13 protein-coding genes are annotated in these 15,211 nt (G+C 54.0%); 9 read left to right on the top strand and 4 right to left on the bottom strand.

The genetic code is table 11. The annotated features are described in order from the left end of the window. Positions 1-17: 17 nt before the first annotated feature. The 4 genes from cheR to cheZ are packed head-to-tail and all read left to right on the top strand — an operon-like array spanning position 18 to position 2,992. The gene (gene cheR, locus AL479_RS23265; protein WP_061077838.1) at positions 18-884 is read left to right on the top strand and encodes a protein-glutamate O-methyltransferase CheR; all 867 of its coding nucleotides are present in this window, start codon (positions 18-20) and stop codon (positions 882-884) included. Beyond that, complete coding sequence (locus AL479_RS23260) at positions 881-1,930, top strand: protein-glutamate methylesterase/protein-glutamine glutaminase (protein WP_061077837.1); 1,050 nt, start codon at positions 881-883, stop codon at positions 1,928-1,930. The genes cheR and AL479_RS23260 overlap by 4 nt, the downstream gene beginning before the upstream one ends. 17 nt (positions 1,931-1,947) lie before the next feature. After that, entirely contained in the window at positions 1,948-2,337 is a 390-nt protein-coding gene (gene cheY / locus AL479_RS23255; protein ID WP_042318379.1) for a chemotaxis response regulator CheY, read from the top strand. Positions 2,338-2,347: 10 nt separating this feature from the next. Then, positions 2,348-2,992, top strand: a complete 645-nt coding sequence (gene cheZ / locus AL479_RS23250; protein ID WP_061077836.1) for a protein phosphatase CheZ — start codon at positions 2,348-2,350, stop codon at positions 2,990-2,992. Between the two features lie 45 nt (positions 2,993-3,037). On the opposite strand, the gene AL479_RS23245 is transcribed toward cheZ, so the two are convergent. From AL479_RS23245 to AL479_RS23230, 4 genes are all read right to left on the bottom strand, one after another. After that, a complete protein-coding gene (locus AL479_RS23245; protein ID WP_061077835.1) occupies positions 3,038-4,174 on the bottom strand; it encodes a fimbrial protein in 1,137 nt (378 codons plus the stop codon). Beyond that, positions 4,171-6,708, bottom strand: coding sequence for a fimbria/pilus outer membrane usher protein (locus AL479_RS23240; RefSeq protein ID WP_061077834.1), 2,538 nt, complete (start codon positions 6,706-6,708; stop codon positions 4,171-4,173). Before AL479_RS23240 ends, AL479_RS23245 begins: the two co-directional genes overlap by 4 nt. A gap of 15 nt (positions 6,709-6,723) precedes the next feature. Beyond that, on the bottom strand, positions 6,724-7,416 hold the full coding sequence (locus AL479_RS23235) for a molecular chaperone (protein ID WP_061077833.1): 693 nt from the start codon (positions 7,414-7,416) through the stop codon (positions 6,724-6,726). A gap of 96 nt (positions 7,417-7,512) precedes the next feature. Further along, the gene (locus AL479_RS23230) at positions 7,513-8,091 is read right to left on the bottom strand and encodes a fimbrial protein (RefSeq protein ID WP_071887691.1); all 579 of its coding nucleotides are present in this window, start codon (positions 8,089-8,091) and stop codon (positions 7,513-7,515) included. A gap of 492 nt (positions 8,092-8,583) precedes the next feature. On the opposite strand from AL479_RS23230, the gene flhB reads away from it, so the two are divergent. From flhB to AL479_RS23205, 5 genes are all read left to right on the top strand, one after another. Next, entirely contained in the window at positions 8,584-9,738 is a 1,155-nt protein-coding gene (gene flhB, locus AL479_RS23225) for a flagellar biosynthesis protein FlhB (RefSeq protein WP_061078058.1), read from the top strand. Then, positions 9,731-11,809, top strand: a complete 2,079-nt coding sequence (gene flhA / locus AL479_RS23220) for a flagellar biosynthesis protein FlhA (protein ID WP_061077831.1) — start codon at positions 9,731-9,733, stop codon at positions 11,807-11,809. The genes flhB and flhA overlap by 8 nt, the downstream gene beginning before the upstream one ends. Then, positions 11,809-12,201 (top strand): flagellar protein FlhE, encoded by a 393-nt coding sequence (gene flhE, locus AL479_RS23215; RefSeq protein WP_061077830.1) that lies wholly within the window; start codon positions 11,809-11,811, stop codon positions 12,199-12,201. Before flhA ends, flhE begins: the two co-directional genes overlap by 1 nt. A 262-nt stretch (positions 12,202-12,463) precedes the next feature. Continuing rightward, positions 12,464-14,047: an MFS transporter gene (locus AL479_RS23210; protein WP_061077829.1), complete on the top strand. Its 1,584-nt coding sequence runs from the start codon at positions 12,464-12,466 to the stop codon at positions 14,045-14,047. Between the two features lie 4 nt (positions 14,048-14,051). Further along, positions 14,052-15,191, top strand: a complete 1,140-nt coding sequence (locus tag AL479_RS23205; RefSeq protein ID WP_061077828.1) for a glycoside hydrolase family 88/105 protein — start codon at positions 14,052-14,054, stop codon at positions 15,189-15,191. Positions 15,192-15,211 lie beyond the last annotated feature (20 nt).

The following is a 15,211-nucleotide window of genomic DNA, read 5'->3' as shown; positions in this document are numbered from 1 at the left end:
GTGATTGAGAAGGCGCTATGACATCATCTCTGCCCAACGGGCAAACGTCATTATTGTTACAGATGACCCAGCGCCTTGCGCTGTCCGACGCGCACTTTCGTCGGATATGTCAATTAATCTACCAGCGCGCGGGGATCGTGCTGGCGGACCACAAGCGGGATATGGTTTACAACCGCCTGGTCCGTCGTCTGCGTACGCTGGGGCTGGATGATTTTGGTCACTATCTCAGCGTGCTGGAAGCGAATCAAAGCAGCGCAGAGTGGCAGGCTTTTATCAATTCGTTAACCACTAACCTGACCGCCTTCTTCCGCGAAGGGCACCATTTTCCGGTACTGGCGGAAAGCGCCCGTCGTCACAGCGGCGAATACCGGGTCTGGAGCGCGGCGGCATCGACCGGTGAAGAACCGTACAGTATCGCCATTACGCTGGCCGATACGCTGGGGACGGCACCGGGGCGCTGGAAGGTGTTTGCCAGCGATATCGACACCGAAGTACTGGAAAAGGCCCGCAGCGGGATTTATCGGCTGGACGAACTGAAGACCCTGTCGCCGCAGCAGCTCCAGCGCTATTTCATGCGCGGAACCGGTCCTCATGATGGGCTGGTGCGTGTGCGTCAGGAACTGGCAAGCCACGTCGAGTTTTCCGTGATTAACCTGCTCGATAAGCAGTACAACGTGCCGGGACCATTCGACGCCATTTTCTGCCGCAATGTGATGATCTATTTCGATAAAACGACGCAGCAGGACATTCTGCGTCGTTTTGTCCCTCTTCTTAAGCCTGATGGTCTGCTGTTTGCCGGGCATTCAGAGAACTTTAGTAACCTCGTGCGCGACTTTAGCCTGCGCGGGCAAACGGTTTATGCGCTAAGTAAGGGTAAAGCATGAGTAAAATCAGGGTGTTGTCGGTCGATGATTCTGCATTGATGCGCCAAATCATGACCGAAATTATTAACAGCTATAGCGACATGGAGATGGTGGCAACCGCACCCGATCCGCTCGTCGCCCGGGATTTGATCAAGAAATACAACCCTGACGTGCTGACGCTGGACGTCGAAATGCCGCGGATGGACGGCCTCGATTTTCTTGAAAAGCTGATGCGGCTGCGTCCGATGCCGGTGGTGATGGTGTCGTCGCTGACGGGGAAAGGGTCGGAAGTGACGCTGCGGGCGCTGGAACTGGGGGCGATCGATTTTGTCACTAAGCCGCAGTTGGGGATCCGCGAAGGGATGCTGGCCTACAGCGAGATGATTGCGGAGAAAGTGCGCACGGCGTCACGCGCACGTCTGACCGCCCATAAACCGCTTGCGGCGCCGGTCACCTTAAAGGCGGGGCCGCTGCTCAGTTCGGAAAAGCTGATTGCGATTGGCGCCTCGACGGGCGGCACTGAGGCGATTCGCCATGTGCTGCAGCCGCTGCCGCTCTCCAGTCCGGCGGTCATTATTACGCAGCATATGCCGCCCGGTTTTACCCGCTCGTTTGCCGAGCGTCTGAACAAGCTGTGTCAGATAGCCGTGAAAGAGGCGGAGGACGGCGAACGTGTTCTGCCAGGCCATGCCTACATTGCGCCGGGCGATAAACACATGGAACTGGCGCGCAGCGGGGCAAACTATCAAATCAAAATTCATGACGGTCCGCCGGTTAACCGGCACCGGCCGTCTGTGGATGTGCTGTTTCATTCGGTAGCGATTCATGCTGGGCGCAACGCCGTCGGGGTGATCCTGACGGGAATGGGCAACGACGGCGCCGCCGGAATGTTAGCGATGCACCAGGCAGGCGCCTGGACGATTGCGCAAAATGAAGCAAGTTGTGTGGTGTTCGGCATGCCGCGCGAAGCCATCAATATGGGTGGCGTCAGCGAAGTGGTCGATCTTAGTCAGGTTAGCCAGCAGATGCTGGCGAAAATCAGTGCCGGACAGGCAATACGTATTTGAATCAGGAGTAATTTTTTATGGCGGATAAAGAGCTTAAGTTTTTGGTTGTGGATGACTTTTCCACCATGCGTCGCATCGTGCGTAACCTGCTTAAGGAATTGGGATTTAACAACGTGGAAGAGGCCGAAGATGGCGCGGATGCGTTGAATAAACTGCAGGCAGGTGGGTTTGGCTTTGTCATTTCCGACTGGAACATGCCGAACATCGACGGTCTCGAGTTGCTGAAAACCATTCGCGCGGACGGCGGGATGTCCTCACTGCCGGTGCTAATGGTGACCGCAGAAGCGAAGAAAGAGAACATCATCGCCGCAGCGCAGGCCGGTGCCAGCGGCTACGTGGTGAAACCGTTCACTGCGGCGACGCTGGAAGAAAAACTCAATAAAATCTTTGAGAAACTGGGCATGTAAGGGGCTGACCATGATGCAACCATCGATTAAACCCGTAGATGAGCATTCTGCCGGGGATATCATTGCCCGCATTGGTAGCCTGACCCGCATGCTGCGTGACAGCCTGCGCGAACTGGGACTGGACCAGGCCATCGCCGAAGCGGCAGAAGCCATTCCCGATGCCCGTGACCGTCTGGACTATGTGGTACAGATGACCGCGCAGGCGGCTGAGCGCGCCCTGAACAGCGTTGAAGCTTCTCAGCCGCATCAGGACGAAATGGAGAAAGGGGCGAAGGCGCTGAGCAAGCGTTGGGATGAGTGGTTTGAAAACCCGATTGAACTCTCTGACGCCCGCGAGCTGGTGACGGACACCCGAAAATACCTCGGCGATGTGCCCGGGCATACCAGTTTTACCAACGCGCAGTTGCTCGACATCATGATGGCGCAGGACTTCCAGGATCTGACCGGTCAGGTGATCAAGCGCATGATGGATGTGATTCAGGAGATCGAACGTCAGCTACTGATGGTACTGCTGGAAAACATCCCGGAGCAGGGTTCCCGACCTAAACGCGAAAGCGACAGCCTGCTCAATGGCCCGCAGGTTGATACCAGTAAAGCCGGTGTGGTGGCAAGCCAGGACCAGGTGGACGATTTGCTGGATAGCCTGGGGTTCTGATATGACAATGGCCCGCTTGCGGGCCATTTTGCTTAACAAGCCAGACTACTTGATGTCCATTTTTACCGTCACATTGCCTTCAAAATTACCACCGGCAGGGATATTATCCGTGGTCGCCACTGGAGCTGCCTGCATTTTTATCGAACCATTTCCCTGCGAGTCCAGCGTTACAGGAAACTCAGCGCTACCATCCAGACGAATACTGTTGCTGTTACTGTCGTACATCCGCACCCCGATGTCATCACGATCGACCATTTTGGCGATAAGACCGCTTTCTCCATCGCTGACGCCCTGGTCGGCTGACAATGAGAGTTTGATCTTATCCGAGTTACTCACCGCTGCGCTATCACAGTGGAAGGTAATGTCGACATTTTTAAGCGCATAGCCCTGTGGTGGAATCCCCTGGTGAACGAAGTTTGTGCTAATCACATTACCCAGTGCGATATCAATAGTGCTTCCCGCGTTGATGGTACAGCCTAACGGGGCACTTAAGGTGCCGGAAAGTAAGATATTCGACACGGGTTGCGAAAGGCTGGCCGAGCAACCGCCTCCGGAATAGATACAGACTGCAGTCTGTATCACCACCGTTTCGGGTATCGTTTCCACGCCCAGGATCGGCGATTTGATGTAAAACCTTGCCGACATCATGCTCCATAAAAACTGTCGCTGCGGCGTTCCCGGAACGGGTTGAGTTCCCGGCCTGCAAACCGAGCTTTCTGATTCTATGGACGTATTTGGTTCTGCTTTTGCTATCGGTGACGATGATGGATATGTGTTAATGGGGATATAGATGGCAGTCGCATTCTCGGTATCGGTATAGGCATCAACGTCAATATCCAGTTTATCGGTCAGATAGCCGTATCCTGTGGTTGAACCACTGCGTAGCGGCGTTGTGACGTAAACAATATCCGAGATGACCGAATTGCCTGTGAGCGCCGCCGTGCAATCACATTGCGCTGTTAATGGGGCGCCACTTCCGAGCACAGAGTTGAGCATGGCGATAGACTTACCCTGCTGATTCTCCGTTGAGCTCAGCTCGTCGCTTCCGTTGACGTAGTAATTTTCCGGCGCCTGAAAACAATTTTTGAGCACGATATTCGTTGCATGGCAGGAAATGTTCGTAGCAAAAAGGGCCGTTAACACGACCCTGAGCATTAACAGGACATAGCGTCTATAAATCATGTACCGCTCCCTGGCTGGCACAGGGCGTTTAAGATCTTAATTTTCCCTGGACTGGCGTTCTGTGTTGGTGAAAGAAACTGAATGTGGGCAACACAACGTTGCTGTGAGGACGTTCCCCACTGAATGTTCACCTGGGCGTTATCTGCGACGCCGGACAGGTAAAGCAGGCCCCGATCGTCAACGATTCCACTGCTTTGTTTATCGGTAGACATTGCCATTGCGCCAAAGGGGACGGGATGGCCATCGGGTAGCGTTAGCGTCAACAGTACGCGATAGCCGGTATGCGCCGCGAAGTGCGCCTCCACGGCAGCATTGCGTGAAGGGACGACTGTCACCGCGGTATCGCTGCTGTCGACGTCATCCGGCAATGAGGTAGTGTTCAGGCCGATTCTGTTTTCCTGATAGGCCGCAAGTGAAGGAATAATGGCGTTTCCCCACCAGTCGGTACGAATGCCGTATTGATTCTGGAATTTGATCCCGGAAGCGCCATCGGCATTGACGATGGCGAACTGATTACCGAGCGGTTGGGAGAGCGTCACGCCATGCGGATGGGCAACTACAGCACCGCTTGCGCCATAGCTTAACTGCCGACTCCCGCCTGATGCGCTGTAATATCCTGCGTTTAGCGTACTGAAAGGTGAACGCCAGTTGGTGGAAAAGTTGCTGCTGTCGGCAGGCGAGCGATTGCTGCGGCTTTGTTGAATGTTGTAGCTCAGGCTGCGATCGTCCAACAACGTGCCATTTAACCCAACGTTCTGCGTTGTTGCGCCGTCTTTATTGTTGCTGATGTCATAGCTAACCCAGCTATCCGCTAACCAATTGCTCAATGGAATGCTGATCCCTGCGGAAACGACTCTGTCACTGTTACCGCCCTGTGAGTCATTCCAGCTCAGATTCATATGATAGCTAAAGTAGCGGAACTGATAGCTGGCACCCGCGTTGATATTCTGCTCTTTCTTGTTGGTTCCCCAGTAATCCTGCTGATAACCGCTGACGTAAAATGTACCGCCGGCTACAGGCTGGTTGATACTGAGCTGTAGCCGATTTCGCTTGTTGTAATCATCACTCCAGTTATCCTGATCGTCATGATTATCGAGATGATTTGCATCTGCAAACGAGTAATACCCGCTGCTGGAGTAACGATAGCTGGCAAGGGTAAAGTAGGTCTGCGTCGCTTCGATATTCGAGGTGTACAGCAATCGCCAGGATTGCCCCTGATGATCCTCTCCGTCCTCCGGAGACGTTTTTGCCACGGTAACGTCGGCAGAAAGACTCCCGAACTGCCCCAGATTGACTCCGGCACCAGCCACCGCTGCCGTGTAATTTGGGGCAAAAGTGGTACCGCCATAGACGGTCACTGTGTTGTTGACACCATAAATTGCAGAGCCCTGGGCGAACGCCGGTTCGCTATCACCGCTGCTGTTGTCAGCCCGATAGCGTCCGGCGGTGGCTTCGAATCGGAGATGTGATGGTCGCTGCATCAGAGCGACGCTTGAGCAAGGCTGGGTGAACTGATGTTCGGTACCGTCAGCTTCTTTGATCGTGACCTCCATATCACCGCTGCTGGAGGTGGCATACAGGTCACTGATTTCAAATGCACCGGGCGGGACGTTGGACTGATAAATGATGTAGCCATTTTGCCTGATGGTGACGACGGCATTGGACATCGCTGTGCCGCGAACGACCGGTGCAAACCCGCGTTCGCTGGTGGGTAGCATATCCTCATCGGAGGCCAGGTTGATGCCGCTGTACTGGAGGCTGTCAAAGACTTCACCTTTGGTGCTACTTTGCCCGCCTGTCAGTTGAGCTTTCAGGATGCGAACATCATGCTGTACCCAACTGGCGATGTTTTGCCAGGTGTTATCGCGACTCGTATGATTCCACGTGGAGTAATTGCGTACCCGCCAACCGCCAAGATTAGCGCCGCTGCGGAGATTCATATACTGGCTATTGTCGGCATTATTCGATCCCGAATTTTCATGACCACTGAATGTGTAATCGCTGAAAACGACGGGAATACCGTTATCCCATCGGGATTGATCAACAAAGCCAGCGCTGTGCTGTTCAAGGGATTTTTGCGGCAGGCTCAGATCGAGCGTCTGGGTGGAAAAATTAAACACCGAACTTGCCGCCGGAATATACCAGCCGAGAGGATGTGGGAGTGGGGCATCCGGCGGCAGTTTCAGCAGTTCCGGGTAGTCATCCACTTTTATTCCCCATTTGCGCAGTATGGCCGGGGATAGCTGGGCTTCAAGTGCGCCATCCGCGCCATTGATGTAGTTCAGTTCACGTTGTTCCAGCCGCTGGTTATTCAGCCTGACATACGTAGGATATCGGCCGGGAAGCTGCGCTTTAGGATTTGAGAAAATCGACAGATCGGAGATGGTCGATGTGACATCACTGTCCACCGCAGTAGGTGAAAAGTAAAAATCTCTGGCATATAGCAAATCGGAGGCTATTAACAGCACTCCACCCAGGCAGGGAAGCCAGGCGGGCGCTTTTAATGATACAGCCAGCCACCGTTGATTAATCATCTGTATTCGCTACTCCTACTTAAGCGAAAATGAGAATTTTTCGCTGGCATTGCCGTAATCGCTGATGCAGCGCCAGGTGACGGTTTGGCTTGCGGTATTGGCGGGAAGGCGGAGCGCAACAGTACTGGCTGGAGAGACGGTGTCGGCCCCCGGAATGGCGGTATTTGCCATAAATAAAGAATCGAACACGATGTAGTAGTTTGAATTGTTGTTAACGCGTAACGTTTTCCCGTCACGAGTGAAGGTTAGATTACGGCAGGCTTCAGTGGGTGTACCCTTCAATCCTTGCGGGCGGAAAAATAATTTCAATCGGGTTTTGTAAATCAGGCGCAACATGTTTGAATCTTTATTCGCCTTATCGCTGGCCGGAATGGTCCTTACGTTGATATAGAACAGCGATTCTCTGTTTTCTGGTAGCGGAACGCCGGACCAGATAATACGGAGGCTTTGTTCTTTTTGCGGGTCGAGACGAAACAGTGGTGGGGTAATAATAAAAGGCCCACGCGTCTTTCCGTCACCGGTATCAACCCAGGATTGAACCAACCAGGGGGTGTCTGCGCCTTTATTTATGATGGGTAATGCTTCCTCCTTATCATTCGCATTATAAATAACACGAGTTCTTCCTATTTGAACTCCGCCCGCATGAGCAGCGCTGATACCGCCAGAAAATACGAAAACGACAATGAGAAGCTGTAATAATTTGCGCATATAGTGTCCTGATAAAACAAATCATGATCTGTGGCGGGACAGATCATGATCCCTGATTTGAAACCATGGTTATCCAATTAGAAACAGTATTTCCAATTATCGATAAAGAAGATTTACCACCATATCTGCATCGGCAGGGCCAGCAGTTACCGGGATGGCGTAAGCAACGTAGCAGGCAAAAAAGTCCTGTGATATTTGTGTATCAGCGGCAGGTGGCAAATCAATATAAATCTGCTCATCCGTGCCATCGAGCTTGAGCTTACTGGTTGAGGATTCCAGGCCGAGGTTAATGGCAATCCCGATGTTGGTGGCCGCAGTATCACCTGCATCCTCGGTTGTTATTTTACTGACCTGTAACAGTTCTGGATGACTCGTAACGGTTGGGCCGGTAAAGGTCATTTGAACTCTGCCCAGGGAGGATGTTGGCGTTGGACAGTTATTTAAAGTAATTGTGAATGATGTGCCGGTGGCCTCCGCTCCGACAACAGGAAAGTCAGTGGTCGGGAAGGAACCTAATGTGACCGTTTGTTCGCCGCCATTATCAAACTCACAGCTAGGCACAATCACGCTGCCGGTGAAGTGGATGGTCGCCGAGGGTATCGTGTCTTCCGCGTATACGGTTGTTACTGAAAGTGCTAATATCAAACTTGAAAGTAACGTTATTTTTCTGGTCATGAGTACGTCGTCCTTAGTTGCATAATGCCAGTGCGGATTTATATTAGCTTCATTGTCCTTAGAACAAGGGGGGCTAATACGCGAATAATATAGTTATTAAAATAAAGTGTGAAATCATTTAAATATAATGCTGATTGATTTTAATTGTCCAATAATTACCGCTATCAATGTAATTGATGCGGGAGATGGGTTTTGTTGTGATATCTTTTTGTGTTATTTAATTATGCGTTATCTGGTGCCACATTTTATGTGGCTATTTGTTCTTTTTATCATCATTTTTTGGTGAAATACGTTAATTCCTTTTTTTTGTCAGACTCTGCGGCTGAAAGTAAAGAAAATAAAGGTCCAAAAATAAGCTTTGATGAATTCTGTTACAGGGCAGCGTCTAAGGTGAAGCCAGCAAAAAGAGGGTGTTCCCCCCTCTGTTCACCGCATTGCTTCGCGCCTGGAAAGGCAAAATGAGCCTATCGTAAATCATCACAGATGCAGGCCGTGGCGGACGAAAGCGAGAGCGACGACAAAACAGAAGCCCCCACACCCTACCGACTTGAAAAAGCGCGGGAAGAGGGGCAGATCCCCCGTTCCAGAGAACTGACGTCACTGCTAATTTTGCTGGTGGGCGTCTGCATTATCTGGATTGGCGGCGAGTCGCTGGCCAGACGGTTATCGGGCATGCTGTCGGCAGGACTGCGTTTTGACCATAGCATGGTCAATGATCCCAACCTGATTCTCGGGCAAATCATTCTGCTGATTAAAGAAGCGATGATCGCGCTGCTGCCACTGATCACCGGCGTCGTCGTGGTGGCGCTGATCTCGCCGGTTCTGCTAGGCGGTCTGGTCTTCAGCGGTAAATCGCTACAACCCAAATTTTCCAAGCTCAATCCGCTGCCTGGCATCAAACGCATGTTTTCCGCGCAGACCGGCGCGGAATTGTTGAAAGCCATCCTGAAATCCACGCTGGTGGGTAGCGTGACGGCGATGTATCTGTGGCATAACTGGCCGGAGATGATGCGTCTGATGGCGGAGTCTCCGCGCACGGCGATGGGCAATGCGCTGGATCTCGTTGGGCTGTGTGCGCTGCTGGTGGTGCTGGGAGTGATCCCGATGGTCGGATTTGACGTGATTTTCCAGATCATGAGCCATCTGAAAAAATTGCGCATGTCACGCCAGGATATCCGTGACGAATTTAAACAGAACGAAGGCGACCCTCATGTGAAGGGGCGTATCCGGCAGATGCAGCGCCAGGCGGCGAGTCGACGCATGATGAGTGATGTCCCCAATGCCGATGTCATCGTCACCAACCCGACTCACTATTCGGTGGCGCTGCAATACGACGAGAACAAGATGAGCGCGCCGAAAGTGGTAGCGAAAGGGGCCGGACTCGTGGCCCTGCGCATTCGTGAGATCGGCGCCGAGAACAAAATTCCCACGCTCGAAGCGCCGCCGCTGGCGCGTGCGCTTTATCGCCATGCTGAGATTGGTCAGCAGATCCCCGGACAACTGTACGCCGCCGTCGCGGAAGTGCTGGCCTGGGTGTGGCAGCTTAAACGCTGGCGACTCGCCGGTGGGGAACGTCCACCACAACCTGCAAATCTTCCAGTGCCTGAAGCCCTGGATTTTATGAACGAGAAGACTACCGATGGCTAATCTGGTTGCGATGCTGCGCCTGCCCAACAACATGAAATCCACGCAGTGGCAGATCCTTGCCGGGCCAATCCTCATCCTGTTAATCCTGTCGATGATGGTCCTGCCGTTGCCGGCGTTCATCCTCGACCTGTTGTTTACCTTTAATATCGCGCTGTCGATTATGGTACTGCTGGTGGCGATGTTCACCCAGCGCACGCTGGAGTTTGCCGCGTTTCCGACCATTCTGCTGTTCACCACGCTGTTGCGTCTGGCGCTGAACGTGGCTTCCACTCGTATCATTCTGATGGAAGGGCACACCGGCGCGGCGGCGGCGGGGAAGGTTGTTGAAGCGTTTGGCCACTTCCTGGTTGGCGGTAACTTTGCTATCGGTATCGTGGTGTTCGTTATTCTCGTCATCATCAACTTTATGGTCATCACTAAAGGTGCCGGGCGTATCGCTGAAGTGGGCGCGCGCTTCGTCCTCGACGGGATGCCGGGTAAGCAGATGGCGATTGATGCTGACCTTAATGCCGGGCTTATCGGTGAAGATGAGGCGAAAAAGCGTCGTTCTGAAGTGACTCAGGAAGCCGACTTCTACGGCTCGATGGACGGTGCGAGTAAGTTCGTTCGTGGCGACGCCATCGCCGGTATTCTGATTATGGTGATTAACGTCGTGGGCGGTCTGCTGGTGGGCGTGCTGCAACACGGGATGACCATGGGGCACGCAGCGGAAAGCTATACCCTGTTGACCATCGGTGATGGTCTGGTGGCACAGATCCCGGCGCTGGTGATTTCAACTGCGGCGGGTGTGATCGTTACCCGAGTCAGTACCGATCAGGATGTCGGCGAGCAGATGGTCGGGCAGTTGTTCAGCAACCCCAGCGTGATGTTGCTCAGCGCCGCCGTGCTGGGGCTGCTGGGCCTGGTGCCGGGCATGCCAAACCTCGTCTTCCTGATGTTTACCGCTGCGCTGCTGGGACTGGCCTGGTGGATCCGGGGACGTGAACAGAAGGCGCCTGTCGAGCCACAACCGACTAAAGTTCCGGAAAACAACTCGGTGGTGGAAGCCACCTGGAACGATGTGCAACTGGAAGACTCTCTCGGCATGGAAGTGGGCTATCGTCTGATCCCGATGGTCGATTTTCAGCAGGACGGCGAACTGCTGGGCCGTATCCGCAGTATCCGTAAAAAGTTCGCCCAGGACATGGGCTTTCTGCCGCCGGTGGTGCACATCCGCGACAATATGGATCTGCAACCCGCGCATTACCGCATCCTGATGAAAGGGGTGGAGATTGGCAGCGGCGACGCCTATCCGGGGCGTTGGCTGGCGATCAACCCTGGCACGGCGGCGGGCACATTACCGGGCGAGCAGACGGTTGACCCGGCATTTGGTCTGGACGCGATCTGGATTGAAAGTGCCTTAAAAGAGCAGGCGCAGATTCAGGGCTTTACCGTGGTGGAGGCCAGTACCGTGGTTGCCACCCATCTGAACCACCTGATTGGTCAGTATGCGGCGGAGCTGTTCGGTCGCCAGGAGGCGCAGCAACTGCTGGATCGCGTATCGCAGGAGATGCCGAAGCTGACCGAAGATTTAGTGCCGGGCGTGGTGACCCTGACCACGCTGCATAAAGTGTTGCAGAACCTGCTGGATGAAAAAGTGCCAATTCGCGATATGCGCACCATTCTGGAAACGCTGGCGGAACATGCGCCGTTGCAGAGCGATCCGCATGAGCTCACGGCGGTGGTCCGCGTGGCGCTGGGGCGCGCTATCACCCAGCAGTGGTTCCCGGGTAATCATGAAGTCAGCGTGATTGGCCTCGACACCGCGCTCGAACGTCTGCTGCTGCAGGCACTCCAGGGCGGAGGTGGACTGGAGCCGGGACTTGCCGATCGGCTGCTGGCGCAAACTCAGGAGGCGCTGTCCCGCCAGGAGATGCTGGGTGCGCCGCCGGTGCTGCTGGTTAACCATGCGTTGCGGCCATTGCTGTCGCGCTTCCTGCGCCGCAGCCTGCCGCAACTGGTGGTGCTGTCGAATATGGAACTGTCCGATAACCGTAACATCCGCATGACGGCAACCATTGGAGGTAAATAATGCGCAAACTGCTTTGGCTGTTACTCTTCCCGCTGGCGGTACAGGCTGCCGGGGAAGGGGCGTGGCAGGCCAGTAGTATCGGCATAACCCTGAATCATCGCGGTGTGTCGGCCTCGTCGTCACCGCTTTCATCCAGCCAGCCCGTCTCTGGCCTGATGACGCTGGTCGCCTGGCGATATGAGTTGAATGGCCCGACGCCTGCCGGTTTACGCGTGCGCTTATGCTCACAATCCCGCTGTGTAGAGATAGAAGGGCAGAGCGGCACCACGCAGGCATTTAACAACGTGCCCGCCGTTGAACCGCTGCGCTTCATCTGGGAAGTCCCCGGCGGCGGTCGTTTAATTCCTGCATTAAAAGTTCAGAGCAATCAGGTGATTGTGAACTATCGTTAACGGTTATTCTCCTCATCAGGCAGCACGGCAAACTGCTGCCTGACTCGCATTTTTGACCTTGCCTTTTGATTGAAAAGAAACGCTGTTTTATAAATCGGTGACACGTGTTGCCGGTCTCTTTGCGTTTTTGCCATTTCACTCCCGCAGGTGGCAAAAACGAAAAGGTATCCCACTTTGTAAGCTTTTACTGTAGCCGTGTAAGTACTCCTTTGGCGCAGCCAACCGGCCGGGAGTCCCCCAACCATTTGCAGGGTTAACGGCAATGAAAACACGTAAAATTGGATTGGTGAATTATTTCGCCTATGGCTCAGGCGATTTTCTGGGTGCAGGCACCACGGCGCTTACGGCGGCCTGGCTGCTCTATTTCTATACGACTTTCTGCGGGCTTTCTCCTATCGAAGCGACCTTCATCTTTGCGGCTGCAAGGGTGCTTGATGCTGTCGTCAGTCCGCTGATGGGCTTTTTGACCGATAACTTCGGTTCCACTTGGCTCGGTAAGCGCTTCGGTCGGCGTAAGTTCTTTATCTTGCTGGGGATCCCATGCGTATTCAGCTACTCATTGATGTGGGTAGGGGATATGGGTTTCTGGTATTACCTGCTGACCTATCTGCTGTTTGATATCGTCTATACCATGATTCTGGTGCCTTACGAGACGCTGGTGCCGGAGATGACCGATGATTTCAAACAGAAAACCAAGTTTTCCGGCGCGCGTATCGGTATGGCGCAAATGTCCGCCATTCTGGCCTCTTTCCTGCCCGGCATTTTGTTGACCGCCTTCGGCAAACACAACCCGATCTCGTTTTTTTATGCCAGCCTGGTGTTTTCGGTGCTGTGCGCGCTGATGCTGACCTTTGTCTGGTTCTTTACCTGGGAACGCCCGCGTGAAGAGTGGACGGAAGCGGCGCTGCGTGCGGAAGAAGAGAAAAAGAGCCTGACGTTCAGTCAGAGCATGAACCGCCTGTTCGTCGAGTTGAGTTCCACACTACGGATTAAGATTTTCCGTCAACATCTGGGGATGTATCTCGGCGGTTACATCGCGCAGGACGTGTTCAACGCCGTCTTCACCTACTATGTGGTGTTTGTCCTGATGCAGGAAGCGTCAATGGCGTCGAATTTGCTCGGTACGATGGCGATTTTCCAGTTCATTGCGGTTATCGCCATGATCCCGCTGTGCATCCGTTTTGGGCCCGCGCCGTCCTATCGGATGGTCGTGGTGTTGTTCGGTCTGAGCTCGCTCTCTTACGCGGTGCTTTACTACGCCGGATTGAGCGACGTTTACTCTCTGTTGCTGCTGGTTTCTGCGGTGGCGGGGCTGGGTCGCGGCGGTATCAACTACGTTCCGTGGAACACCTACACCTACATTGCGGATGTGGATGAAGTCATCACCGGTCAGCGCCGCGAAGGGATCTTCGCCGGGATCATGACCCTGACGCGTAAAGCGTCACAGGCAGGGGCGGTGATGCTGGTTGGGATTGTCATGCAAATGTCGGGCTTTGTTTCAGGGCAGAGCACGCAGCCCGAAGCGGTCAGCCATACCATTCTGTTGATTCTCAGCTGCGGTACGCTGCTGGTGCTGGCCTGCGGTTTCCTGGTCTCCCTTCGCTTCAAACTGAATTTGCAGACCCACAGCACGCTGCGTGAAGAGACGGTGAAAATGCGCGAATCCGGTCGCGCAATGCCGGAAAGTATTACCCCGCAGGCACGCGCCACCGTCGAGATGCTTGCCGGACTGCCGTATGAATCACTTTGGGGTAACAACAACATTGGTTACCTGAATCGTAATAAACCTGCGGCTCCTTCGCTGAAGCAGGCTGCAATATTGAATTCGACTTACCACAGAGGGTAAAGATATGAAGGTTTGGCCTGTCAAACATAGCTCGTTACTGCGTCAGCCGGAACGGTTTATCTCACGGGAAGCGCTGAAAGCGTTAATTCAGACGGTGACAACCAATCTGGTGAACATCAAGGACGAGACGGGTCAATTTCTGCTGCGCCTGGACGACGGACGTGTGATAGACACCAAAGGCTGGGCAGGGTGGGAATGGACGCATGGCGTCGGGCTGTACGGGATGTATCAGTACTACCTGCAGACCGGCGACGAAACGATGCGCGACATCATCGACAACTGGTTTGCTGACCGGTTTGCCGAAGGGACCACCACCAAAAACGTCAACACGATGGCACCGTTCCTGACTTTGGCGTATCGCTACGAGGAGACGCGTAATCCCGCTTATCTGCCGTGGCTTGACGCGTGGGCGGAATGGGCGATGTATGAGATGCCGCGCACCGATCATGGCGGTATGCAGCACATCACGCTAGCGGAAGAGAACCATCAGCAGATGTGGGATGACACCCTGATGATGACGGTACTGCCGCTGGCGAAAATCGGTAAGTTGCTTAAGCGCCCTGAATATGTGGAAGAGGCGACCTATCAGTTTTTGCTGCACGTACAGAATCTGATGGATCGGGAGACCGGCCTGTGGTTCCACGGCTGGAATTACGATGGGCATCATAACTTTGCCAACGCCCGCTGGGCACGCGGCAATAGCTGGCTGACCATTGTGATCCCGGACTTCCTCGAACTGGTGGATTTGCCGGAAAACAACGCCGTGCGCCGCTACCTGGTGCAGGTACTGAATGCGCAGATTGCTGCGCTGGCGAACTGCCAGGATGAGAGCGGACTGTGGCACACGCTGCTTGACGATCCGCACTCCTACCTGGAAGCCTCCGCCACCGCAGGGTTCGCCTACGGAATTTTAAAAGCGGTACGCAAGCGTTATGTCAGTGCGGAATATGCCGACGTGGCGGAAAAAGCGATTCGTGGCATTGTGCGGAACATTTCACCGCAAGGGGAATTGCTGCAAACTTCTTTCGGTACGGGAATGGGCCACGATCTCGACTTCTATCGGGCGATTCCGCTGACTTCCATGCCCTACGGCCAGGCGATGGCGATGCTGTGTCTGACGGAGTATTTGCGCAAGTATTTTTGATTGCCAGATAAACAAAACCC

It is taken from the genome of Citrobacter amalonaticus (genome assembly GCF_001559075.2).
Taxonomy (GTDB): domain Bacteria; phylum Pseudomonadota; class Gammaproteobacteria; order Enterobacterales; family Enterobacteriaceae; genus Citrobacter_A; species Citrobacter_A amalonaticus_F.
The sequence above is the reverse complement of the archived record's forward strand: the minus strand, read 5'-3'. Positions and strand labels throughout refer to the sequence as shown.

Bases quoted from the DNA above. Each gene is read 5' to 3' on its own strand.
- AL479_RS23260 (WP_061077837.1), top strand. From the start codon at position 881: ATGAGTAAAATCAGGGTGTTGTCGGTCGATGATTCTGCATTGATGCGC.
- flhA (WP_061077831.1), top strand. From the start codon at position 9,731: ATGGCTAATCTGGTTGCGATGCTGCGCCTGCCCAACAACATGAAATCC.
- AL479_RS23235 (WP_061077833.1), bottom strand. From the start codon at position 7,416: ATGCGCAAATTATTACAGCTTCTCATTGTCGTTTTCGTATTTTCTGGC.
- AL479_RS23205 (WP_061077828.1), top strand. From the start codon at position 14,052: ATGAAGGTTTGGCCTGTCAAACATAGCTCGTTACTGCGTCAGCCGGAA.
- flhE (WP_061077830.1), top strand. From the start codon at position 11,809: ATGCGCAAACTGCTTTGGCTGTTACTCTTCCCGCTGGCGGTACAGGCT.
- cheY (WP_042318379.1), top strand. From the start codon at position 1,948: ATGGCGGATAAAGAGCTTAAGTTTTTGGTTGTGGATGACTTTTCCACC.
- AL479_RS23210 (WP_061077829.1), top strand. From the start codon at position 12,464: ATGAAAACACGTAAAATTGGATTGGTGAATTATTTCGCCTATGGCTCA.
- AL479_RS23240 (WP_061077834.1), bottom strand. From the start codon at position 6,708: ATGATTAATCAACGGTGGCTGGCTGTATCATTAAAAGCGCCCGCCTGG.
- AL479_RS23245 (WP_061077835.1), bottom strand. From the start codon at position 4,174: ATGATTTATAGACGCTATGTCCTGTTAATGCTCAGGGTCGTGTTAACG.
- AL479_RS23230 (WP_071887691.1), bottom strand. From the start codon at position 8,091: ATGACCAGAAAAATAACGTTACTTTCAAGTTTGATATTAGCACTTTCA.
- cheR (WP_061077838.1), top strand. From the start codon at position 18: ATGACATCATCTCTGCCCAACGGGCAAACGTCATTATTGTTACAGATG.
- cheZ (WP_061077836.1), top strand. From the start codon at position 2,348: ATGATGCAACCATCGATTAAACCCGTAGATGAGCATTCTGCCGGGGAT.